The organism is Halorhabdus rudnickae (assembly GCF_900880625.1).
GTDB lineage: Archaea > Halobacteriota > Halobacteria > Halobacteriales > Haloarculaceae > Halorhabdus > Halorhabdus rudnickae.
Genome location: NZ_CAAHFB010000001.1, coordinates 512,062 through 534,584, shown reverse-complemented (window position 1 = coordinate 534,584; position 22,523 = coordinate 512,062). Strand labels below are relative to the sequence as shown.

Annotated in this window: 24 protein-coding genes; 13 read left to right on the top strand and 11 right to left on the bottom strand. The window is 63.8% G+C overall.

Going from position 1 to position 22,523, the window contains the following annotated elements; all coding sequences use genetic code 11:
* The first annotated feature begins 118 nt into the window (after window positions 1–118).
* Window positions 119–214 carry a hypothetical protein gene (locus tag BN2694_RS18105; RefSeq protein WP_167879948.1) on the top strand — a complete coding sequence of 32 codons (96 nt, stop codon included), beginning with the start codon at window positions 119–121 and terminating at the stop codon, window positions 212–214.
* A gap of 71 nt (window positions 215–285) precedes the next feature.
* On the opposite strand, the gene mutL is transcribed toward BN2694_RS18105, so the two are convergent.
* Window positions 286–2,409, bottom strand: coding sequence for a DNA mismatch repair endonuclease MutL (gene mutL, locus BN2694_RS02700; RefSeq protein ID WP_135662368.1), 2,124 nt, complete (start codon window positions 2,407–2,409; stop codon window positions 286–288).
* A 122-nt stretch (window positions 2,410–2,531) separates the two neighbouring features.
* Between mutL and BN2694_RS02695 the strand changes: the two genes are divergently transcribed.
* From BN2694_RS02695 to BN2694_RS02685, 3 genes are all read left to right on the top strand, one after another.
* The gene (locus tag BN2694_RS02695) at window positions 2,532–3,038 is read left to right on the top strand and encodes a hypothetical protein (protein WP_135662366.1); all 507 of its coding nucleotides are present in this window, start codon (window positions 2,532–2,534) and stop codon (window positions 3,036–3,038) included.
* A gap of 77 nt (window positions 3,039–3,115) precedes the next feature.
* Entirely contained in the window at window positions 3,116–4,000 is an 885-nt protein-coding gene (locus tag BN2694_RS02690) for an aldo/keto reductase (protein WP_135662364.1), read from the top strand.
* Window position 4,001: 1 nt separating this feature from the next.
* Window positions 4,002–4,721, top strand: coding sequence for a class I SAM-dependent methyltransferase (locus BN2694_RS02685; protein WP_135662362.1), 720 nt, complete (start codon window positions 4,002–4,004; stop codon window positions 4,719–4,721).
* Window positions 4,722–4,773: 52 nt separating this feature from the next.
* Here the strand turns inward: BN2694_RS02685 and mutS (BN2694_RS02680) are convergent, their stop codons facing one another.
* A complete protein-coding gene (gene mutS, locus BN2694_RS02680; protein WP_135662360.1) occupies window positions 4,774–7,422 on the bottom strand; it encodes a DNA mismatch repair protein MutS in 2,649 nt (882 codons plus the stop codon).
* Window positions 7,423–7,515: 93 nt separating this feature from the next.
* Between mutS (BN2694_RS02680) and BN2694_RS02675 the strand changes: the two genes are divergently transcribed.
* Window positions 7,516–8,055 (top strand): hypothetical protein, encoded by a 540-nt coding sequence (locus BN2694_RS02675; RefSeq protein ID WP_135662358.1) that lies wholly within the window; start codon window positions 7,516–7,518, stop codon window positions 8,053–8,055.
* A gap of 2 nt (window positions 8,056–8,057) precedes the next feature.
* Here the strand turns inward: BN2694_RS02675 and thiD are convergent, their stop codons facing one another.
* Entirely contained in the window at window positions 8,058–9,380 is a 1,323-nt protein-coding gene (gene thiD, locus BN2694_RS02670; RefSeq protein ID WP_135662356.1) for a bifunctional hydroxymethylpyrimidine kinase/phosphomethylpyrimidine kinase, read from the bottom strand.
* A gap of 94 nt (window positions 9,381–9,474) precedes the next feature.
* On the opposite strand from thiD, the gene BN2694_RS02665 reads away from it, so the two are divergent.
* The gene (locus BN2694_RS02665; protein WP_135662354.1) at window positions 9,475–9,795 is read left to right on the top strand and encodes a cupin domain-containing protein; all 321 of its coding nucleotides are present in this window, start codon (window positions 9,475–9,477) and stop codon (window positions 9,793–9,795) included.
* Between the two features lie 9 nt (window positions 9,796–9,804).
* On the opposite strand, the gene BN2694_RS02660 is transcribed toward BN2694_RS02665, so the two are convergent.
* On the bottom strand, window positions 9,805–10,842 hold the full coding sequence (locus tag BN2694_RS02660) for an AIR synthase family protein (protein WP_135662352.1): 1,038 nt from the start codon (window positions 10,840–10,842) through the stop codon (window positions 9,805–9,807).
* A 110-nt stretch (window positions 10,843–10,952) separates the two neighbouring features.
* Complete coding sequence (locus BN2694_RS02655) at window positions 10,953–11,168, bottom strand: hypothetical protein (protein WP_135662350.1); 216 nt, start codon at window positions 11,166–11,168, stop codon at window positions 10,953–10,955.
* Window positions 11,169–11,348: 180 nt separating this feature from the next.
* On the opposite strand from BN2694_RS02655, the gene amrS reads away from it, so the two are divergent.
* Window positions 11,349–12,389 (top strand): AmmeMemoRadiSam system radical SAM enzyme, encoded by a 1,041-nt coding sequence (gene amrS, locus BN2694_RS02650; protein WP_135662348.1) that lies wholly within the window; start codon window positions 11,349–11,351, stop codon window positions 12,387–12,389.
* A 34-nt stretch (window positions 12,390–12,423) separates the two neighbouring features.
* On the opposite strand, the gene BN2694_RS02645 is transcribed toward amrS, so the two are convergent.
* On the bottom strand, window positions 12,424–13,380 hold the full coding sequence (locus BN2694_RS02645; protein WP_167879947.1) for an L-lactate dehydrogenase: 957 nt from the start codon (window positions 13,378–13,380) through the stop codon (window positions 12,424–12,426).
* Between the two features lie 155 nt (window positions 13,381–13,535).
* On the opposite strand from BN2694_RS02645, the gene BN2694_RS16935 reads away from it, so the two are divergent.
* The 3 genes from BN2694_RS16935 (at window position 13,536) to BN2694_RS02635 (ending at window position 15,523) form a co-directional block, all read left to right on the top strand.
* The gene (locus tag BN2694_RS16935) at window positions 13,536–13,712 is read left to right on the top strand and encodes a hypothetical protein (protein ID WP_167879946.1); all 177 of its coding nucleotides are present in this window, start codon (window positions 13,536–13,538) and stop codon (window positions 13,710–13,712) included.
* Between the two features lie 142 nt (window positions 13,713–13,854).
* Window positions 13,855–14,745 carry an NAD(P)H-binding protein gene (locus BN2694_RS02640; protein ID WP_135662346.1) on the top strand — a complete coding sequence of 297 codons (891 nt, stop codon included), beginning with the start codon at window positions 13,855–13,857 and terminating at the stop codon, window positions 14,743–14,745.
* Between the two features lie 43 nt (window positions 14,746–14,788).
* Window positions 14,789–15,523, top strand: coding sequence for a DUF7530 family protein (locus BN2694_RS02635; protein ID WP_135662344.1), 735 nt, complete (start codon window positions 14,789–14,791; stop codon window positions 15,521–15,523).
* Between the two features lie 56 nt (window positions 15,524–15,579).
* Here the strand turns inward: BN2694_RS02635 and BN2694_RS02630 are convergent, their stop codons facing one another.
* Window positions 15,580–15,936 carry a thioredoxin family protein gene (locus BN2694_RS02630; protein ID WP_135662342.1) on the bottom strand — a complete coding sequence of 119 codons (357 nt, stop codon included), beginning with the start codon at window positions 15,934–15,936 and terminating at the stop codon, window positions 15,580–15,582.
* 133 nt (window positions 15,937–16,069) lie between these two features.
* Between BN2694_RS02630 and mutS (BN2694_RS02625) the strand changes: the two genes are divergently transcribed.
* Together mutS (BN2694_RS02625) and BN2694_RS02620 are read left to right on the top strand one after the other, a co-directional pair.
* On the top strand, window positions 16,070–18,649 hold the full coding sequence (gene mutS / locus BN2694_RS02625) for a DNA mismatch repair protein MutS (protein ID WP_135662340.1): 2,580 nt from the start codon (window positions 16,070–16,072) through the stop codon (window positions 18,647–18,649).
* An 84-nt stretch (window positions 18,650–18,733) separates the two neighbouring features.
* On the top strand, window positions 18,734–19,165 hold the full coding sequence (locus BN2694_RS02620) for a DUF5788 family protein (RefSeq protein ID WP_135662338.1): 432 nt from the start codon (window positions 18,734–18,736) through the stop codon (window positions 19,163–19,165).
* Window positions 19,166–19,323: 158 nt separating this feature from the next.
* On the opposite strand, the gene BN2694_RS02615 is transcribed toward BN2694_RS02620, so the two are convergent.
* Both BN2694_RS02615 and BN2694_RS02610 read right to left on the bottom strand, forming a co-directional pair.
* On the bottom strand, window positions 19,324–20,007 hold the full coding sequence (locus BN2694_RS02615) for a DUF7504 family protein (protein WP_449272211.1): 684 nt from the start codon (window positions 20,005–20,007) through the stop codon (window positions 19,324–19,326).
* Window positions 19,991–20,575, bottom strand: a complete 585-nt coding sequence (locus BN2694_RS02610; protein ID WP_135662336.1) for a response regulator transcription factor — start codon at window positions 20,573–20,575, stop codon at window positions 19,991–19,993. The genes BN2694_RS02615 and BN2694_RS02610 overlap by 17 nt, the downstream gene beginning before the upstream one ends.
* 138 nt (window positions 20,576–20,713) lie before the next feature.
* Here BN2694_RS02610 and BN2694_RS02605 point away from each other — a divergent pair, with 138 nt between their 5' ends.
* Window positions 20,714–21,292, top strand: coding sequence for an MBL fold metallo-hydrolase (locus BN2694_RS02605; RefSeq protein WP_135662334.1), 579 nt, complete (start codon window positions 20,714–20,716; stop codon window positions 21,290–21,292).
* A gap of 99 nt (window positions 21,293–21,391) precedes the next feature.
* Here the strand turns inward: BN2694_RS02605 and BN2694_RS02600 are convergent, their stop codons facing one another.
* The gene (locus tag BN2694_RS02600; protein WP_135662333.1) at window positions 21,392–22,195 is read right to left on the bottom strand and encodes an ATPase; all 804 of its coding nucleotides are present in this window, start codon (window positions 22,193–22,195) and stop codon (window positions 21,392–21,394) included.
* Window positions 22,192–22,464: a DUF5827 family protein gene (locus tag BN2694_RS02595; protein WP_135662331.1), complete on the bottom strand. Its 273-nt coding sequence runs from the start codon at window positions 22,462–22,464 to the stop codon at window positions 22,192–22,194. Before BN2694_RS02595 ends, BN2694_RS02600 begins: the two co-directional genes overlap by 4 nt.
* Window positions 22,465–22,523 lie beyond the last annotated feature (59 nt).

Below are 22,523 nucleotides of genomic sequence, written 5' to 3'. Positions count from 1 at the left end.
AAGTCCGTGACAGTGACGCCGAATCGGGGGTACATTCCGTACTCTGACGAGTCTGTGGCAGGGTCCACGGACAAGCCTCAGCTTCAACGAGGCGAGCGGGACTCAGCCGCTTGTTCGGGTGACTGCGGAGGCAGAAACCGACCGGCGGGCCAGGGATCTTCTGGAGGAAGCGACTCGTCTCACGCCGCCGAGTCGGAAACAAACCCAGGACTGATCAGCGCCCACATTGCTTATTTTACATATTGGCCACCGTGACCTCGTGACCCCGACTGAGAGAGGTCCTCGCTAGTGACCGCCGGGATAATCCCGTTCGAACCGGTCGTCTATCTCGTCCGAATCGACGTGTATCAGCACGGGACGACCGTGCGGACACGCCCAGGGGTTCTCACACTCGTCGAGTGCGGAAAGCAAGTCGACGATCGACCCTTCAGTCAGCGACGTGTTCCCCGTGATCGACGGGTGACACGCCATGTCTGCCAGCAGATCGTCGACGACGGCTTCGACTGTTTCTTCCGCCGTTCGTCCGTCAGCGACCAGATCGGCCAGGACGTCGCGGATGAGTTTGGGTCCCGTTGCTTCTGCGACGAAGGCAGGCACGGTCGAGACGCGGACGGTTCGGTCGCCGGTACGATCGGCGGTAAACCCGATCCGAGCAAGCGCTTCCCTGTAGGCGTCGAAGATCGCCGACTCGCCCGACGTCAATTCGAGTTCGACCGGATCGGCCAGCACTTGCGTGGTCGTATCGCCCTCGAACCGATCTTTGAGCCGCTCGTAATTGATCCGTTCGTCGGCAGCGTGTTGATCGATCAGGACTAACCCGTCGTCGGCTTCGGCGACGACATACGTATCGTGTAGCTGGCCCAGGATGCGGAGGTCGGGAATGGCATCGTATTCCGTCGTCGGCATCGCGTCGTTGCCGTGCAGGGTCGTTTGCGTATCGGGGTCCTGGCCCGTGGCCGACCGCGAACGAGACGAATCCTGCTCCGTCGACCCCTTCGCCGAGTGTGTTGAGTCGTCCGGTGAATCCGATCCCGTCGATGACTGTGCTGATTCGTCTCGTACATCCGACTTCGTCGGCGACTGTGTCGATTCATCACGTGAAATCGAACCAGCGGATGGCGTCCGGTCGGACTGCGACGGCGGCCTTGACCGGGTCTGCTCAAAGTTGTCCGACGAACTGCCACCGGCCTCGACATCGTCGGGTGTGGTCTCCTCGCCTGGTATTTCCTCAACCGTCACGTCTTCGGCCGTCATGTCGTCAGATGTCACGTCCTCGGTCGCCACTTGGTCGGTCTCGCCAGTCCGGAACGCTTCCGTCGTGTCGGTCGTCGACGACGGTTCGATCGTCGTTTGCTCGGGGGCGCTGCGCCCGCGTGGTGCCGTCGAGCGAAGGATCCCTTCTTCCCGGAGAGCGTCCTCGATGGCGCTTCGGATCTGTCGCTCGAGGGCTTCCGGTTCGGTCCATCGCACCTCCATCTTCCGGGGATGGACGTTCACGTCGACAGTGTCGGCCGGTACCGCGAGGTGTATGACCGCGAACGGATAGCGATCGGCGGCGAGTTGGTTGTCGTATGCCGCGAGGACGGCGTCACGGGCCGCTCCCGAGCGGACGTACCGGCCATTGACGAACGTCGAGAGATACTCCCGGCCGGCGCGGTTCGTCTCGGGGTGACTGACGAGGCCGGAGACGTCAGTGAGTGGGCCGTCGGGGAGTGACTCCGTCTCGACGTCGATCATCGACTCGGCGACTTCCCGACCGTACACTGCCATAACAGTCTCCTGGAGCGATCCCTGGCCACTCGTGGCGAAGGTCTCCCGGCCGTCGTGTTCGAGTTCGACGGCCACGTCCGGATTGGCCAGGGCGTACTTGGTCACGACTGAACTGACGTGATCGAATTCGGTGGCGTCCCGGCTGAGGTACTTCCGGCGGGCAGGGACGTTGTAGAAGAGATCGTCGACGTCGACGGTCGTCCCTTCGGGACAGCCGGCAGACTCGACGGCCGTGACCTCGCCACCCTCGACGCGCAGGCGGGTTCCGCGATCGCCGCCACGGGGCCGCGTCGTGATCGTCAACCGGGAAACGGCACCGATGGCGTGTAGCGCCTCGCCACGGAACCCCAGCGTCCCGACCCCTGATTCCAGGTCGTCGATGTCGCTGATCTTGCTAGTCGTGTGCTCGCGGACGGCTGTCCTGGCCTGGGATTCGGTCATCCCGACGCCGTCGTCGCTGACGCGGATCCCGTCGGTGCCGCCGGCCTCGACGGCCACGCGGACGCGGGAGGCCCCGGCGTCGAGGCTGTTCTCGACGAGCTCCTTGACGACCGATGCGGGGCGCTCGACGACTTCCCCCGCGGCGATACGCTCGACAGTCGCCTCGTCGAGTTCCCTGATCTCCGTCGGCTCTGTCATGCAGGTGTCGATTCCCGATTGTGACGGCACCGACTTCAGTCCCCCGCTCGCCGACACTGGTCGATCCGGGAGCTGTCTCACGCCGCCAAACAGTTACGGCACGTCCCGTCCTATCGAGGCACATGGACCTCTCAGACGTCTTCGAGAACCTTCCCGATCCAGGGTCGTACTCGTTCCCCGATTACACTATCCCGCAGGGCGACCCCGTCATGCCGATCGCACTGACGGACGCCGAACTCGACGCCTTACTTGCCCTCTACGAGACGTTCGCGGCGGTCGATCCCACAGGCATCGATTCGAACCCCTTTCTCGCGAACACCACGGAGTTCCTCCAGCAAACGTTCGGCGCGCCCGCCTATCGTCCGGACGAGCAACTCAACGATGACATCGCCACCATGCTCAACGACTTCGCCGACGACCTCGGTGGCGAAGGGATGGGCGTCGCCGACGCCACGCCGAAACACCACCAGACGTTGTACTTCTTCCTGGTTAGCGCCAAGGGCTATCATACGGCGCCACACCTCCGGTTCGATCCTGATCCGGACGCCGTCGAGACGCTCTATCGCATTTACCAGCGGGTCACCGAACAGGACTACTACCTCAAGCGCCCCTCGACCGTTCTGGAGTGAGTCGCCGGGCCACGGAGTGACGCTGCTGGACGCTCGCGGTAGCTGATCTTTTGGTGCCGGGGACCCAATCGTCGGTCATGCAGACTCGTGACCTCGGAGCCACGGGACAGCGGAGTACCGTCGTCACATTCGGGGCGATCGCGCTGAACTGGCTCGAACAGGAGGGGGCCAACCAGCTGGTCGAACTCGTTCTCGATCACGGCGTCAACCACTTCGACGTAGCCCCGACGTACGGCGACGCCGAACTCAAACTCGGGCCGAAGCTCCGCCAGTACCGCGAGGAAATTTTCCTCGGGTGCAAGACCCAGGAGCGGTCCTACGAGGGTGCCTGGAAGAAACTGGAGCGGTCGCTCGACCGGTTGGGCGTCGAAACAATCGACCTCTATCAGGTTCACGGGCTGGAATACGAACACGAACTAGAGACGATCACCGATGCCGATGGCGCCCTCCGGGCGTTCCGCGAGGCACAGGAGCAGGGACTGATCGACCACATCGGCCTCACGAGCCATGGGAATCCGGATCTCATCCTGAACGCTATCGAGGAGATCGACGACCTGGATTCGCTGATGTTCCCGCTCAATCCCGTGGTGGATGCCAAGGACGACGCGGAGTACGACTACGATGCAGTGCTTCAGCGGGCAGACCAGGAAGACATCGGAACGCTGGCGATCAAGGCTTTCGCCAAGAGGTCCTGGCCGGACACCGACGCACTCCCCGAACACGAGCGCCCGTATGCCAACTGGTACGAGCCGGTCGACGATCCGGAGACGATCCGCAATCGACTGAACTACACCCTCTCTCGGGGCGTAACGAGCGTCCTGACGCCCGGCGATCCGAAACTCGTGAAGATGGTACTGGATGCTGGCGATCGCTTCGAGGAACTCGACGAGGCGACACAGCGTGCGATCGTCGAGGACGCACGCCACGACGAGAGTCCCGTCCCCGAACAACTCCACCACTGACATGGACGTGCCGGCGACGGTGCGGACGGCTCTCGCGGACCAGCCGGTCGAAGGCAAGCGAAGTCTCGAAGCCGGCGCGGGCGTCGGGAACGCGACGGCAGGACTGCTCGCTGCCGGTGCGGAGACGGTGCTCTCTGTGACGAACGACAGTGAGCACGCCAAAACCGTCCGGGAGCGCGTCGGCACAGATCACCCGGATCGCGTGGAGACCGTCGAGGCGGACCTCCGGGAGATCCCACTGGCCGACGACGCCGTCGCAGTCGTCACTGCCCATGCGCTGTTCAACGTCGTCCCGACGCGGGACCTGGATCGGATCGCGGCCGAACTCACGCGCGTCGCCGCACCCGGTGGGCACCTGGTGATCGACGACTACGCACCGCTGCCCGAGGACGCGGCCGTCCGCGAGCTGTTCGCGGTCGAGAACGCAGTGAGCGAACTCGCCGATGGGCGGTCGGCACTGACGTTTTACCCCGCGGATGTCCTCCGTGGCGTTTTCGAATCGCAAGGCTGGGTGTTCGACCGTCGGAAGACGCTACTCGATCCCGTGCCCTGGACGGAGAGTCATGTCGATGCCCACGTGGCCGAAGCACGCGAGCGAACCGAGCGCATCGACGGCCCACTCGGGGCCGAACTGGCGAGTGAAGCAGACGCCCTCGCCGAGGAGATCGGCTCGGAGTCGGCCGGCGAGATGTACAGTCTGGCGTTCCGGGTGCCGGATTGATTTGCCCTGGAAACGGTGGGGTTGCTCCTTGTCCTCCGCAGCCGATCGTCAGTCAGCCCTCGTCGAGCTCGTCCTGCAATTCCTGAACGCGGGCCATCAACTCGACCGGTGGCGTCTCATTGACATCCAGGGCGGCCAGTTCCTCGAGGACGCCCTCCGCATCGTCGCCGAAACGATCCGCGATTCTGTCTCGCATCTCATCCCCGCTGCCGTCCGCACTCGCCCCGTCACCGGCGGTGAACGCACCGTCTGAGAGGTCGAAGACGGCCTGAGTCGTCCCGCCGGAGCCGCCTTTGGCCTCGATGGCTTTCTCCTCGCGCAGTCGATCGAGTACGTCCCGCGAGCGATCGACCACCGGATCGGGAACGCCCGCCAGATCGGCGACGTGGATACCATAGGACCGATCGGTCGCGCCCTCACGGACGGTACGCAGGAACGTGACGTCGCCATCGCTCTCGTCGGCAGCGACGTGGACGTTTTCGACGCGGGGCAAGTGCTCGGCCAGGTTCGTTAGTTCGTGGTAGTGCGTCGCAAACAGGGTCTTGGCCCGTACCTCGTTGTGGAGGTACTCGGTGGCTGCCCAGGCGATGGAGATGCCATCGAAAGTGGCGGTTCCACGCCCCACTTCGTCGAGGATGACCAGCGAGTCTCCGGTCGCGGAGTGAAGGATGTTCGACAACTCCTGCATCTCGACCATGAACGTCGAGCGGCCTTGAGCGAGTTCGTCCAGGGCACCGACACGGGTGTAGATGCCGTCGACAAGCCCGACCCGGGCCGAGCGCGCGGGGACGAAACTCCCGATCTGGGTCAGCAGGACGATCAGGGCGGCCTGTCGCATGTACGTCGACTTCCCGCTCATGTTCGGCCCGGTGACGATCAGGAACCGGCGGTCCTCGTCCATGTAGAGGTCGTTGGGAACGAACTCGGTCGTCCCCTCGACGACAGGGTGGCGGCCGGCCTCGATCTCCAGGGCGCGCGAATCGAGCAGCTCCGGACGCGTCCAGTCGTTCCGGACGGCGTGGGTCGCCAGTGCTGCGAGAACGTCGACTGCAGCCAGCACGCTCCCGACGTCCTGCAGGAGTTGGGCACGCTGGGCAACGCGATCGCGCAATGCCTCGAACAGCTCTCGTTCTAGGTCGTGTCGCTGTTCTTCCAGCCGGAGGATCTCCCGTTCGCGCTCCTCGAGTTCGTCGATCGTGTAGCGTTCGGCGTTTTTCAACGTCTTGACGCTCTCGTAGTACTCGGGTACCTTCTCTGTCTCGCTGTTGCCGACCTGGATGTAGTAGCCGTCTGTTTTGTTTCGGTCGACCGAGAGGTGCGTGATGCCGTGTTCGCGCTGCTCGCGGTCGGGCAGCGTCTCGATCCACTCCAGGGCACTCTCGTGGCGCTCGACCAGGTCGTCCAGTTCCTCGTCGTAGCCTCGTCGGATGATCCCACCCTCGGTGATCGTCCCCGGCGGATCCTCGACGACCGCCGCGTCGAGTTCCCTGGCGAGGTCATCGATCGCGGACCGGTCGAGTCCGTCCAGCCGGTCGAGGATCGGTGAATCGGCGAGTTCGGACGCGTCGGCGACGACGTTTCGGACCGATTCGTAGCGTGCGAGCGTGTCGGCGGCCGCCCGCAGGTCACGTGCGTCAGCACTTCCCGAAGCGGCTTTGCTCGCGAGTCGCTGAAGATCGTAGGCGTCGCTCAGCTCTTCCCGGAGGCGCTCGCGGGCCATCGCGGCCGACGCGAGGGCGGCGACGCCATCCTGTCGTGAGTGCAGTTCCGCCGTCGATCGGCGGGGCCGCTGGAGCCACGCACGAAGCGTCCGCGTCCCGGCGCTCGTGACTGTGTGGTCGATGGTATCGAGCAGCGACCCGGAGCGATCGCCCTGCATCGTCTCCGTGAGTTCGAGGTTGCGTTGTGTCGTCGCATCGAGTTCGACGTGTTCGCCCGCGCCGTACCGCTGGAGTCGCGTCATCGAGGCGAGCACGCCCTGACCAGTCTCTTCGACGTATGCGAGGACGCCTCCCGCAGCGGCGATCGTCGTGTCGCTGTCGCCCATCCCGACGCTCTCGATGGTCTCCGCACCGAACTGGTCGCGCAGGCGATGTCGTGCCCGTCCGGGCGCGAAGTCCTCGGTCGTGTGGAGAGACAGGGTGGCGTCAGTCCGATCGCGGAGTCGATCGAGCGTCTCGTCGTCGGTCCTGACCGTCGGTCCCGGGAGCACTTCGGCGGGGTCGAATCGGTAGAGTTCGCTCAGGACAGCCGATCTGTCGTCGACGCTGGTGACGAAGAACTGTCCGGTCGTCACGTCGGCGAAAGCGAGTCCCCACTCTTCATCGCCCGCCACGATCCCCGTGAGGTAGCGCGCGTCTGCATCGGTCGTCTCCAGAAGCGTCCCCGGCGTGACGATCCGGTCGATCGCGCGAGCGTGCCCGTTCTCGGTTTCGTGTTGATCGGCGACTGCCACGCGGTAACCGCGTTCGACGAGTCCCTTGAGGTAGGGTGTGAGTTCGTCGACCGGGACACCTGCCATCGGATAGGAGGAGCCGTGGCTCGACTTCTGGGAGACTTTCAAATCGAGTTCCTCGGCCACCGTCTCGGCGTCCTCGCCGAAGAACTCGTAGAAGTCACCAACCTGCATCGCCAGGAGATCAGCGTCGGTCTCTCCCTGCAAGGAGAAAAATTCCCCGACGATTCCCGTCGCGTCGCTCATACAGCTACCTGGGACCGAAGTGGGTGAAAAACGCTACGGGACGACTCTGGCAGTGGCCAACGGACTGATCTTTGTCGACCGGAAAATGGCACAATGGCCACCTGTCGCCTCGCTCTCGGACTGGCTGTCGTTGTTCTCGTCGGATCCGTTGGGGGAATCCCGGCCATTGCCACAGGAGAGGCCCAACCGCTTTCGATGGGTGAGAAGATCACGGATGCGACGACCGGCGATGCAAGAATCAACTCCGCGACGTCCGACGGCCCGGCGAAAGCGGGCGATTTGACAGACGATGCGGAGGGCATTGCTGTCACGCAACGACTACACCTGACTCCCGACGAACCCGGGGATATCGAGGTGGTACTCGCGGCGTCGCTGCCTGAACGTGTCGAGAGCTTTGGGATGCAGATCCCCGATCGGGTACGTGTGACAGGAACGAACGGCCGGACGACGACCGTGCCGGTCCGAGGTATCACCGCCCGGGAGACGGACACCGCAAGTGGATCCACCAGTCGTGGGAAGAGAACCGTCGGGACACCTCACGCGACAGACGGGGACGCGACCAGGACGTCCGGACCGGGATTCACCGCGCTTCTGGCGCTTCTCGTGATCGTGTTCTCGCTTTGGTTGCGGTGAATTCACTCGACTGCTTCGAGTAGCTGTGCCGTCCGGGTTTGGAGATCGGCTGGCGATTTGGCGAACAGGACGGTGACCGGAACGCGCCCGTCGCCACCCGGATCGACGACGGCGACGGGATCCGTGGCCGCCGAGAGGGCGGACACGGCGCCGGATTCAAGCGTCGGCGCCTCTTCGAGCGTAATGACATCACCGGGCAGTTCAAGCAGCGCGTCTTCGACCGCGTCGTCGTAGCGCCAGTTCGCGGCGTAGCGGACATCGGCATCGACTTCGCGAGCATCCAGCAGATACCGCGCGACGTGAGTCGAGGCGCCAAAGCGGACGTCCTGACCGGTGGAGACGCCGTCGCGAGTGTGCGTGATCCGCCCGTCGACGGCGGCGACCTCCGCGAGGCGCTCGGCGAACGGCGTCGCGCCGGCGACGGTGGTCCCGACTTCGGGGATCAGTGAGGCGACATCCATCTCGACGAGCGAGGCGGCCAGACGGCGGACGGCTTCCGTGGTCTCGCTCCGGGCAGCGCGCTCGCGCGTCTCGACGAGATGATGAACCGCACCCGCTCCCTCACCGACGTCGAGATTGTACCGGACCGCCCGGGCGAGCAGGTCGACCCCTCTGCTCACGCTATCGGTCAGTGCCTCGCCGTGCGCGAGATGGGTCGCAATCGCCGCCGAGAGCGTACAGCCGGAGCCGTGGGTCGCGTCAGTGTCGATCCGCTCGTGCCTGAACGTCCGAACCTGGTTTTCCGAGACCAGCACGTCGATGACGTCTTCACCGCCGATGTGACCACCTTTGACCAGTGCGGCCTCGGCGCCCATGTCGAGGAGTGTTTCGCCTGCCTCGATCGCCGTCGATTCGTTCGTCGGTTCGATGCCCGTGAGAACGGCCGCTTCGTCGGCGTTGGGCGTCACGAGCGTCGCCTCGGCGATCAGCTCCTCGTAGGCCGTCTCGGCCGCAGGTTCGAGCAGTCGATCACCCGACGTAGCGACCATCACTGGATCGACGACGAGCTGTGGGAGTTCGTCGGCGTACTCACAGACCGTCTCGATGACCTCACCGGTGGCGAGCATGCCCGTTTTGGCAGCCTGCACGTCGAAATCGCCGAGGACGGCCTCGATCTGGGCTGCAATGTGGTCGATCGGCTGGAGGTAACTCCCCTGAACCCCGGTGGTGTTCTGGGCAGTGACGCTCGTGATCGCACTCGTCCCGAACCCGCCGACCGCTTCGATGGTCTTGAGATCGGCCTGGATGCCCGCGCCACCACCGGAATCACTGCCGGCGATCGTCAACACGGTCGGCGGATCGTGTGGAGCCTCGTTGCGTGTCATACGTACGTCTATTTGGCGGTTGTACAAATCGGTGATGTTCCAGTATCGGTCCGGAGGTGGATATTTCTGCCCGGCAACCAAACAATAGATTGCGATGGCATACACCAAAGTCAACTACGAGGACGTCGACCCGGTCGCGGAGTCGATGCACTTCCTTCGGGACGCCCTGGACTGTGAGACCGTCGGGGTAACGGTACTGGATTGTGAACCTGGCTGGTCGGGGAAAGCCCACGATCACGCCGAGGAGGACCACGAGGAGGTCTATCTGCTCGTGGACGGACAAGCCACAGTGACGATCGACGGCGAGGATGTGGCGATGCAATCGGGTGACGCCGTCCGGGTCCCACCGGAGGCGACTCGCGAGATTCACAACGGCGACGTCGAGAGTACGTTCGTGCTGGTCGGCGCACCCTGACGCGAGCGCTCAGTCGTCGGCTGCCTGCAATTTCTGCATGTACTCCTCGAAAGCTGCCCAGTAGGGGTCCTTCCCGGGGTGGTCGACGGACTCGCCGTCGACAGTCAACCCCGAACCGTCGGTGACTCGACCGGCATCCGCGGCAGGGATCCCCTCGGATTCGAGGGCGGCGAGGACGTCGTCGACGCCGTCCGGGTCGACGGTCGCCAGCAGTGTCCCCTCGCTGATGGAGATCCAGGGGTCGATGTCGAAGAACTCACAGGCGGCCTCGACGCCCGGCTGGATCGGAATGCGGTCGCGCTCTATCTCGAAGCCGACCCCCGCCGAACGGGCCATCTCGAAGAGGCCGCCGTAGACGCCCCCCTCCGTGGCGTCGTGCATTGCCGTGACCGGCCCAGCCGAGGAGGCGACCATCGCCTCCTTGATCGGACTCATATCGTAGAAGCGGTCCTTGGCGGCTTGAATCTCATCGGCCGGGACGTCCCCATCCATCAGCGAGTCGAAATGGACTGACAGGAGGCCCGTTGCCTCGATGGCCGGCCCCTTCGTGACGATGACGCGATCGCCCGGACTGGCGCCGTCGGGAGTCACGAGGTCGTCGAAATCACCGACAGCCAGCGATGTGCCACCGCCGACCATTGGGTAGTTACACCCGGCGTACCGGCCGGTGTGACCGGTGACGATCGAGACGCCCAACTCTTTGGCTTCCCGGTCGAAGGTCTCCCAGACGGTCTCGAACTGCTCGTCGGTGATCTCCGGCGGGAGATTGAAGTCGACGCTGAGATAGGCCGGATCCAGTCCCGAGACGGCCACGTCACTGATCAGGATGTGGAAGGCGAACCAGGCCGCTCGCTCGAAACCCGCCGCGGGCACGATGAAAACGGGGTCGGTCGCCATCGCCAGTGCCTGCCCACCCACATCGGCGACGCCGAAGTCGACGCCGTGCTGTGGACTCAGGCGGACCTCCTCGCGGTCGGCACCCAGGCGCGGGTAGATGTACTCGTCGAAGAATTCGCGATCGGCTTTGCCGAGTTCGGGTCCACTCATCGCTCGGTGGTAACTCCGGGTGGTACTTAGGCTCCTCGCCCTGGCCCGGGAGACAGTGCTCGAAACGACCTTGCTGATCGACAGCCTACGCCGGACGTGACCACGCAGTACTACGTGACAGTCGACGGTGATCGAGTCGCCGGCCCGTTCGAGACCCGGGCGAAGCCAAGCGCGTCGCCGACGACGAGGCGACCCACGAGGTGGGCCTCCAGTACCACGTTCAGTCCGTGACTACCGAGGACTGACGGGTGGCTGTCGGTTTTCGGTATTGACGAATCAACCGGACCGATCGGATCGTGGTCTGTTGCCCCGTGAGTCCCAGCCATCGACCACGATCGGCGACCGGTTGGTACTCCGTTCGGTCGAGCGATCCGATTGATCCTCCGGAAGTTCTTCGCTTACCCAATCCAACGACTATCGGTCCCAGCGTGTGAAATCAGCAGCATTCGCTCGGTGAACGCTGCTCTCGGGGCAACCTTTTCATCTGCAGACCCTTACTCGTGGATATGTCCACGTTCGACGACGCGACGGGCGCTCCGGCCGATCTGGTCGTCGAAACCGGGGACGGGCTGCAGTGTACGGCCTGTGCCCATCGGTGTACGCTCTCGCCCGGCCAGGCTGGCATCTGTGACGTCCGGCGGCACGTCGACGGCGAACTCCGATTGTTGACCTACGGACAGGTGTTCGATCGGCCCAGCGGCCCGCCAGGAACTGCCGATCCGATCGAGAAAAAGCCCCTCTATCATTTCCATCCGACGACCCGCGTACTGAGTTTCGGCGGCGTCTCGTGTAACTTTGCCTGTGAGTTCTGCCAGAACAACCACATCTCTTTCGCCGGCCCCGAGGACCTCGAACTGCGGGCGGTCTCCCCCGAAGAAGCCGTCGAGAGCGTCCGAATGCAGGACTGTGCGGGGATCGCCTGGACGTATAATGAGCCGACGATCTACGCCGAGTACGTCCGGGACGGCGCGCGTCTGGCCAAGGCAGACGGCCGCTACACGGCCATCGTCACGAACGGCTACTTCACCTCGGAGTTCATCGAGGCGGTCGGCCCATACCTCGACGCCGCTAACGTCGACGTCAAGGGATTCCGGGATCGCCCACACGTCAAGCACATGGGCGCGAAGCTGGAGCCGACGTTACGCGGGGCGAAGCTGGCACACGACGCCGACATTCACGTCGAGCTTACCTACCTGACGATTCCCGATCTCAACGACGATCCCGATGAGATCCGGGAGTTCGCCGAGTGGGTCCGTGACGATCTCAACCCCGCAGTCCCGGTCCATTTCACCCGGTTCCACCCTGATCACGAGATGCGTGACCGGCCGGCGACGCCAGTCGAGACGCTCGAACGGGCGGCAGCGATCGCCCGCGAGGTGGGACTGGAGTTCGTCTACGTCGGCAACGTTCCCGGCCATGCCGAAAACGACACGCGATGTCCGGACTGTGGAACGACCTGGATCGAGCGGAGCGGGTTTCGGGCGAGCGTCAAAGTGGCCCTCGATGGGACGTGTGACTGTGGCCGAGAGATCGACGTGGTTGTCTGAAAAATCTCTTCTCTTTCGTGGCCAGACGAGCGGTTCAGATGTCGAGCTTGGCGATCTCTTCTCTGAGCAGTTCGCCGGACTCGACGAACTGTTCGCGCTCGGTATCGGACAAATCCAGATTGACAACCCGTCGGATACCGCCCCGGTTGACGACGGCGGGCAGACTCAGATAGACCTCTTCGAGACCGTACTGGCCGTCTAAGAGCGTCGAAACTGTCAGGATCGAGTTCTCGTCGCGGATGATACTCTCGACGATCTCAGTCGTTGCCAACCCGATCGCGTAGTAGGTCGCCCCCTTGCGATCGATGATCTCGTAGGCGGCTCCACGGACTTCTTCGGCGATCAGATCGCGATTTTGGAGATCGCAGTCCATCTCACAGACCGGACAGTAGTCGTCGAAGGGGACGCCAGCCATGTGGGTCGCACTCCAGACGAGCACTTCGCTGTCGCCGTGCTCGCCGATGACGTAGGCATGGATGTTCCGAGCATCGACGTTACAATTCTCGCTGAGTACGTTCCGGAATCGGGAGGTGTCCAGCACCGTTCCGGTCCCGATGACCCGGTGTCTGGGTAGATCGGATACTTTCCAGGTGACGTACGAGAGTACGTCGACGGGATTGGCGACGACCAGAAGGATGGCGTCGTCGGAGAGACCATCGGTGATCCGGGGAATCATGTCGTGGAAGATCTCGACGTTGCGTTCGAGCAGTTCCATCCGGGTCTCGCCGGGTTTCTGGCTCGCGCCGGCTGCGATGATCACCACGTCCGCGTCGTGAGCATCTTCGTAATCGCCGGCGTAGATGTCGACCGGTTTGACGAAGGCGGCACCGTGGCGCAGGTCCATTGCTTCGCCTTCCGCCTTTTCGTGATCGATGTCAATGAGTGCGATCTCCGAGACCGAGCCACTCATCATGAGAGCGTAGGCGGTCGTCGCGCCGACGTCGCCTGCCCCGATGATCGCGACCTTTCCTTTGACTGATTGGTTCTGCATAGTGATCTGCTCACGGGTAATTGACAGACGGGGATAAAGATTCGGAGCTATCTTGGCCAGTTGCCATCTTTCACGACACGTCGGCAACTGTCAGGTGGCTCGGCCCGAAAAGCCATCAAGTGGCTGCCGTCCGAAGTCGCTGTCGAGGGCGGACCGTGACGCGAACTACTTACACCTGTGACGGTTGCGGTACGCGACTGGACAACGAGAAGGACCCCAGTACGGACGACGGGACCACGCGCCCCACCTGGAAGTGTCTGCTGTATCAGACCACCGTCCCCCCAGTCGTCGCCGAGCGGACCAGTCACCAGAAGCAGCGTCCACGAGAGTGACGAACTGGTGTCCACGAGAGCGAGAAAGCCGTTTCCAGAAGCCTGAGGAACCAACGTCCGGCGAGAAAGCACGCCAGACACTACACGAGTGAACCCATGGGACCGGGCCACGAGTTATAACCCATCGGGTCCGAACACCGCTATGCGCGTATTGGTCACAGGAGCGACGGGGTTCGTCGGAAGCGCACTCGTGCCCGCGCTCCGCGATGCGGGCCACGATGTCGTCGCGATGACGCGAGACGCGAGCACGTACGATCCGCCCAACGGCGTCGACGTCCTCGAGGGCGACCTGCTCGAACCCGACTCGCTTTCAATACCGACCGGGATCGACGCGGCGTACTATCTCGTTCACTCACTGGAGACCGGCGGATCGTTCGCGGACCGTGATCGGCGGGCCGCGGAGAACTTCGTTGCCGCCGCTGACACGGCCGGCATCGACCGCGCTATTTACCTCGGCGGACTCGGCGAGGCCGGCGACGACCTCTCGGAGCACCTCCGGTCACGTCAGGCCGTCGAGACCGTCCTCGCGGGTGGCAAGTTCGACCTCACGACGTTGCGGGCGGCGATCATCGTCGGCGAGGGGAGCGCGAGCTTCCGCATGGTGCGCCAGCTCGTCGACAGATTGCCGGTCATGATCGCGCCTCGATGGCTCCATACCAAATGTCAACCAATCGCAATCGACGACGTGATCGCGTACCTCGTCGGTGTGCTCGACCATCCCGAAACGGCGGGTGAAACCTACGAGATCGGCGGTCCTGCCGTGCTCACATACCGGGATATGCTCGAAAAGACGGCCGAAATCCTGGGCAAACGTCGATACATCATCCCGGTGCCCGTCCTGACGCCGCGACTCTCCTCGTACTGGGTGGAGTTCGTTACCGACGTCCCGCGGGCGATCTCCCGGCCGCTAATCCTGGGGCTGAAAAACCCCGTCATCGTCACTGACGACAGTATCGACGGCGTGATCGATCTCGAGAAGACCCCTTTCGAGACTGCCGTCCGCCGGGCATTCGCGAGCGAGTCCAACGAATGACGGGGCATCGAACGCACGGAGACGGCGTCTGCAGGAGGCGGAAATGACGAACCGTCGACCGAACGATCGAGACGGGAGCCACTCCGGGAACGATCCGCGATGGGTTTATGAGAGCATCGCCGGATCGATCCCTGGCGTGAAGCTTTCGCGCGGCGTCGCACTGGCCCTCCAGATCGCCGTTTTCGGCGCGGGTGTACTGGTGCTCGTGGCATTGTACGGGCGCTGGGCGAGTCTCCCGGCCGGGATTGCCGCGGTCGTCGTCGCCGCTGTCGGGAGCGGCTTCATGTTGACCATCGGACGCCGGACCCGTCGGCTCGACCTACCGTCCCAGTACACGCAGGCGTTGTTCGGATCCGGGATTGAGATCGTCCTCGGGCTCGTCTCGTTTTTCGCTTTGATCACCTATCTGTTCGTCGTCGATCCGCGGTCGGCTGGGACGCCACTGCTCGGCGGCTTACTCGGCGATCCGATGCCTGTGCCGGTGGTATTTTTCACACTCGTGATCCTCTGGGACGTCTGTTATCGTATCGGGACGGGCTGGTGGGCAAGTCTGGTCGGCCTCTGGCGTAGTCTGTGGCTGTCCGGAGAGTTCGACGGGGAGACGGCCGACGAATTGGTCCGGATCGACGCGATCACGATCGGGTTCGCCTGGATCCAGCTCTCCCTCGTGCCGTTCGTCGATGGTCACCCGGTACTGGTGGCCGCGATCGTCGGCCACGTCGTCGCGGTCACGGTCGTCTCCGGACTGTCCATGCTCGTCCTGGGGCGACCGCAGTGATCGCTGAGTAGGTGACGAACGGTGCGCCCGGATTCGGTTCGTGCCCTGCCTGCCGATCACGCTGCGTTCTCGACCAGCGCAAGCACGTCTTCGACGGACTGGAACCCGTCAGCGACCCGTTCGACCGGTTCGCCGTCCCGGAAGACGACCAACAGCGGGACGCTCCGTACGTCGAAGCGATCGACCAGTGGCGGATCGTCCCGGGGGTTGATCGTCGCGACAACACTCTCACTCTCGCGGGCGACGATACCCAGGACGGGGTCCATCGACGCACAGACGCCACAGCCCTCCGTGTAGAACTCTACGAGGGCAGTATCGTACGTCTCGATCAATGCGTCGAGATCGCCCCCGTCGTCGAGTGCGACCGGGCGCTCTGGCGGATCGGTACGGTCGAAGCGTGTTGTGACGGTCATTGGCACCACTCAGTGCCAGAGGTTCAAAGCCCCCTCGATAGTGCCCGGTTTTTACAATACCATCGTGATCAATCGCCACCGTGATGGGTAGCGACCAACGGGTATTTGTCCGCTGGACCGCACTCGTCTGGGCATGGACGCGGCGCTGGGACCGCCGGCAAAGATGGTCGAGCGGCGCGGGGACCTCACCCCGATGTTGAGCCAGTACGTCGAGTTGACCGAGCAGTACGACGACGCCTTCGTGCTGTTCCAGTCGGGTGACTTCTACAAGGCGTTCTGTGAGGGGGCAGAGGTACTCGCCCGGATCTGTGAGGTGACGCTAACCGAACGCGAGGATTCGACCGGCACGTACGCGATGACCGGTGTTCCGATCGACAACGCTGAATCCTACATCGAGAAACTACTGGATGCGGGCTATCGCGTCGCCATCGCCGATCAGGTCCAGGATCCCGACGAAGTCAGTGGCGTCGTCGACCGGGCGGTCACGCGGATCATCACGCCCGGGACGCTCACCGAGGACGAATTGCTCGGCGGGGCCGAGAACAACTACGTCGCGGCGCTCGCCGCCGCCGACGGGCGTCTCGCTATCGCGGTACTCGACGTCTCGACCGGTGATTTCTACGCGACCAGCACCGACGACCGGAGTACGATCCGGGACGAACTCGGTCGTTTCGCCCCCGCGGAGGGGATCGTCGGTCCGGACGCGCCGAACCTCTTCGGGGCCGACTGCGTGGTCAGTCCGGTCGATGGGCGATACTTCTCCCCGGATCGGGCCGGCGAGCGTGTCGCCGCGTACTTCGGCCCAGCCGACCGCCTGCTCGGGAGTGACGCCGAGGTTCGAGCCTGCGGCGCGTTGCTGTCCTACGCGGAATACGCCCGCGGTGGACAGGACGGCCGGCTGGAATACCTCAACCACCTCACGCGGTATGACCCCCGGGAGTACATGGTTTTGGACACGGTCGCCTTAGAGAGCCTGGAAATCTTCGAGCGCCGGAGCGTTACCGGCGGCACGGACCTGACGCTCGTCGACGTGATCGACGAGACGGCCTGCGCGCTCGGGCGACGGCGGCTGACAGAATGGCTTCGTCGTCCGCTGCTCGATCGCGACCGGATCGAAGCACGCCACGCGGCCGTCGAAGAACTCGTCTCTGATCTGCAAACCCGCGAGCGGCTCAAGGAACTGCTTGCCGACGTTTACGACCTGGAACGCCTCATCTCTCGCGTCTCGCGGTCGCGTGCCGACGCACGCGACCTCCGCTCGCTTTCGGACACGCTCGACGTGATCCCGGAGATCAGGGCGGAACTGTCCGGCGTAGACGCCCAGTTGCTCGCCGATCTCTCCGATCGTCTCGACGAAATGGACGACGTTCGTGGGCTGATCGACGACGCGATCGCGGCCGATCCGCCGACGGAGATCACCGAGGGCGGGGTGGTCAGCGAGGGGTACGACGAGCACCTGGACGAGCTGCGCGCGACCGAACGCGAGGGCAAAGAGTGGATCGCCGATCTGGAGGAGCGCGAGCGCGAACGGACCGGCATCGACTCCTTGAAGGTCGGACACAACGCCGTCCACGGTTACTACATCGAAGTGACCGACGCGAACCTCGATCGAGTCCCCGAGGATTACCAGCGCAGACAGACGCTGAAGAACGCCGAGCGCTATTATACGCCGGAACTCAAGGAACGCGAGGACGAGATTCTCCGCGCCGAGGGGCGGGCTGACGACCTGGAGTACGAACTGTTCGTGGAGGTACGCGACGACGTCGCTGCCGAATCCGAGCGCATCCAGGCGGTCGCCGACGCCGTGGCGACACTGGACGCCCTGGTCTCGTTTGGGACAGTCGCGGCCGAGCGGGATTACTGTCGCCCCAGCTTCGACGGGAAGGGAATCCACGTCGACGGTGGCCGTCACCCAGTCGTCGAGCGCACACGGGACGCCTTCGTCCCGAACGACACCCACCTCGACGAGGATACCTTCCTCGCAGTGATCACCGGGCCGAACATGAGCGGGAAGTCGACGTACATGCGCCAGGTTGCGCTGATCGCAATCCTCGCCCAGGCCGGGAGTTTCGTGCCAGCACAATCGGCCGATCTACGGATCGTCGATCGCGTGTTCACCCGTGTCGGCGCGAGCGACGACATTGCCGGTGGGCGCTCGACGTTCATGGTCGAGATGAGCGAACTCGCCACAATCCTTGAAAGCGCGACCGACGATTCGCTCGTGCTGCTCGACGAGGTCGGCCGCGGGACGAGCACGACTGACGGGTTGGCGATCGCCCGCGCCGCCACGGAATTCGTTCACGACGAGGTCGGCGCGACGACGCTCTTTGCCACTCATCACCACGAACTGACGGACCTAGCAGCGGACCTCGATGGCGCGCAGAACCTCCATTTCCGGACGGACCGCGAAGGGAGCGACGTGTCCTTCCCCTACGAGATCGCACCCGGAGCGGCAGCGGCCTCGTATGGCGTCGAAGTGGCCGGCGTCGCTGGTGTCCCCGATCCGGTCGTCGAGCGCTCGCGGGAATTGCTCGACGACCGGAACGGAGAGGCGTCGGACGGACAGCACGCAGAACCGTCGGGATCGAGGCGCGAAAGCGAAGACAACCCGGACGACGGACTCGCCGCCGAGCTCCGTTCGCTAAACGTCGCTGAGATGACCCCGATCGAGGCGTTGAACGCCCTGGCGGAGTTACAGCGACGGGCGGAATAGCGCCGCAATTCGCGTGTGACGTCGTGGTGACAGTCTCGTGGGCGAGACCAAAAGATACGCGACGCCGGAAGTCCGAATCGAGATATGGACGACAGTGGGGACGACACGATCAGCGATCGTCGACGCGACGAGTTACTGGAGCGCGTCCAGCGCAAGAGCGCGACGGTCGGCCAGCGCCTCCCGGAGTCTGTCGAGATTCAGGGCACGGAAATGAACCTCAAGGAGTTCGTCTGGGAGACCAAACGCCAGGGGAACGTCCCGCCGGAGTTGCGCGATCGGGTCCGGAAAGTACGGGCGAAACTCAACGCCGAGCGCAAGGACCGCAAACAGCGCCTCGAATCAGCCGATTTGACGGAGGCCGAGGCCGAGGAACTCGCACAGTCCATCGTCGGCATCGACCGTGCGATCTCGGCACTGCAAAACCTTCACGAACCGGACCTGGCTGATAGCGCTCGACAGCAAGAGATCGAGAGCAATCGCCGGTGGGTCTCGTTCCTCGACAACATTCTGGACTGAGCGGTCGGCGTCGGATTGACCGTCGATAGAGCGGCCAACTCCGGCATGGATAGCCGTTCTGACCGTCGTTGTCGTTGTAAAACGAGACCGCCCACCGACTAGCGATGTTCCAGACGCACAGAGAAGGAATCGGCCCCTCAGAAAGCGGCTGTACGAGCTTATAGTTCCAGCCACTCGCTGGGTTCGGACGTGAGTCCGCGGACGCGTGCTTCCCTGACGCCCTCACGTTCGCGGATCTCGATCATGCCATCGAAGGCCTGTTTGATGACTTGCAGCGTCTGCTCGTCGTGCGCGCTGGCGTCGATCGTGAACAGGCCGAGGTAATCGGCGGCGTCCAGCCGTGAAGACAGGACGTGACACAGCTTGAAGACCGTCTTGCGGTCGGTGTAGGTCAACATCGTCGACAGCGACGACAGCGAGAGACGACCCCGTTCGACGCCCCGGTCGTGGAGCGTCTCGAGGGCCTCGGTGATCCCGATGCCGATGCCGGTCAGGTCGCCGGGAGAGGACGCGTGGTACACGAAGATGTCGCTGTCTTCCGGATCGCTGGCGGTTCCGTCCCCGGCACAGTCGATAACCGCAAGCGGGAACGAATCGGCGGTCACGTGGCCGTCGAACTCCTCGACGACAGTTCCGGCCCGATCCCCGGTCGAGAGGATAACCGTCCCCTCGCCCGCGCCAGCGCCGTCTGCGAGAATGTCGTAGACCAGCCCTTGCTTTCCGGTCATGGCTGGCCCGGAGATCAGGATGCTCGTTCCCGGTCGGACGGATTCGAGGGCGTCGACGTCGAGTACTGATGATAGATCGTACATGGTCCCAGATCGGTCAGTGTTCGTCGCCATTGCTCAACTCCCGCAATGTGGCGATGAAATCTTCGTCGTTCTCGACGCCGCCGAGCGTGCCAGAGAGTTCTCCTTTGAGTTCCTCGACGCGCTCGGAGAGTTGCCCGTACTCGTCGCTCTCTGCGAGTTCGGCGCTATTCTTCGTGGCTTCCAGCGTCGCCTGTTTCTCCACCAGAGAGTAATACTGCTGTAAGAGGTCGTCGTACGTCGAGCGTTCGAGCAGGTTCGAGACCGTCTCGTGGAGTTCCTGGCTCCTGATGGGTTTGGTGAGATACGAGTCAAAACCCATCTCCAGGATATCGAAGTCCGGTTCGACGGCCGTCACCATCGCAACCCGGCAGTCGCTGTCGCCATCGCGGATTCTGTCGAGGACTTCATCGCCCGAGAGCCCAGGCATCATCCGATCGAGCAATACGACATCGACATCGCCGTCCAGCAAGTCCAGGGCATCACTCCCGTTACCGGCCATGCGAACCTCGTACTCGTCCTGCAGCCAGAGATTGTACGTCTCGGCGACGTCCGGTTCGTCTTCGACGATGAGGACGACTGGGGGGTCGGAATCTGACATCGCCTATCTACGTGACGATAATTACCTCCTGGTACATATCCCTGTGGGTCCGGAGACAACCCGACGGATCCACTGTCCGCACGAAGGCCATCAACCCGACACGACAACACGAAAAGGCAGCCACTCCAAAGTCCCGGCATGATCGATAACCTTGCAGTCGAGGCTGACGGATTCACGTCCAACGTGTTTCTGGTTACGGGGGAGCGAACCGTCCTCGTCGACGCCGGCAACGGCTTCGACGTCGTCGAGCAGATTCGTGAGCGGACCGAAGAACTGGATGCTGTGGTCCTGACGCACACACACCCCGACCACGTCGGGAACCTCGAAGCCGTCACCGACGCGTTCGGAGTCGACGTCTGGGGATTCGATCCGGACGCCCCGGGCGTCGACCACGAACTGGCCGAGGAGGCCACGATCACGCTCGGCGATGACGACTACACAGTCTTACACACACCCGGGCACAAAGACGATCACGTCTGTCTGTACGCCCCAGAGCCAGGGATCCTGTTCGCGGGCGATCTGATCTTCGAGAACGGCGGGTTCGGGCGAACCGATCTCGAAGAGGGGGATCGGCAGTTGCTCCTCGAGAGTATCGACCGACTTCTCCAGATCACCGACGAGGACCTCTCGGCACTCCACGCCGGCCACGGCAAGAGCGTGACCGTCGACCCCTATCAGACGATCGAACTCGCCCACCAGGCAGCCCGCATGAGGTAGCCAGACGATGGGACGTACTGTCGATAACCGGGTGTATCCCCCAGATATCATTCGAAGCCTCTCGTATCATGCGACCACTCGTCTGCAGTCACCAGACGCTCACTCGAACGCGGTCGCCAGCAGTGCATCGTAGGCAGGTTCGTATGCGTCCGCGACGGCCGCCGGATTCCGTCGGTCGTCCGACCCCAGCGGCGGCAGTTCGACGGACACCGTCGGGTCCAGTAACTCGACGACGGCCGGGACGCGTTCCTCGAGTTGTCCGTCCGCTGCCGAGCCGGCGGCGACCGTACAGGCCTTTGCGTACCGTCGGCCGGGATAGATCCGCGCCCGTCTCGGTTCGACGACGGCGACTGCGTCGGGTTCGAACCCGGACAGCGGCCGCGCGATGTCTCCGTAGGACTCGACGACTGTCCGGTCGCTCCCGTCGATCTCCCTGGCGATAGCATCGAGTGCCGGGAGGTGGAGTCGCTCCATGATCGCGTTGAGTTGTTCCGTCGACTCGACGACGGTCGCGTCCCCGAGCGGCAGTTGTTCGAGGGCAGATTCCGGCAGCTCGACGGTCCCGTTGCGGAGGTACTCATCGCCGACGCGGTCGAGCAGGAACTCCCGATCGGTCTTCCCGAGCAGACCCGACCCACTGCCGGGACTCGGCCGCCAGAGGCGGTGGATCGGATTCAGCAACTCCGGGCGACGGTCGCCGGGACCGGCTACAGCCAGGCGCTTTGCGTCTTTCCCGTAGAGCCGGCCCTGCTCGACCGCTCGGCGATAGTCGTCGTGATCGAACCAGTAATCGTTGCCGGCGCGCGGCTTGAACCCGACCGAGCCGGTGTGTTCGAGCAGCCCCACCGAAAAGGTGGTCTTGCCGGCGTCGACCCGGTCGGCCCCCGCGACGAGCAGGTTCATGTGTCGGGAGCGAGGCCGTAGTAGCCGGGTTCGGCGTCACTTTCGGGTTCGGCGAAGACGAACGCATCAGCGTGGCCCAACATCCAGGGTATCGCCCAGTCCAGCAGAACGTTCTCGGTTTCAACATCGAGTTCGGCGTCGGGCTCGATGCCCTGGAGCAACCGGGAAACCTCGTAGATGGTGTACATTCGATCGGCATCCAGAACTTCAGCGGGCTCCCGAAACTCGAGCGGTCGAAGGTCGTCGAAGTCGGCTTTCGGTCGTGGCATGTGTTGCCCGATAGGCCGATGGGTGGCCTAAAGGTCACGCTCCCGTCCGCGACGCCGAC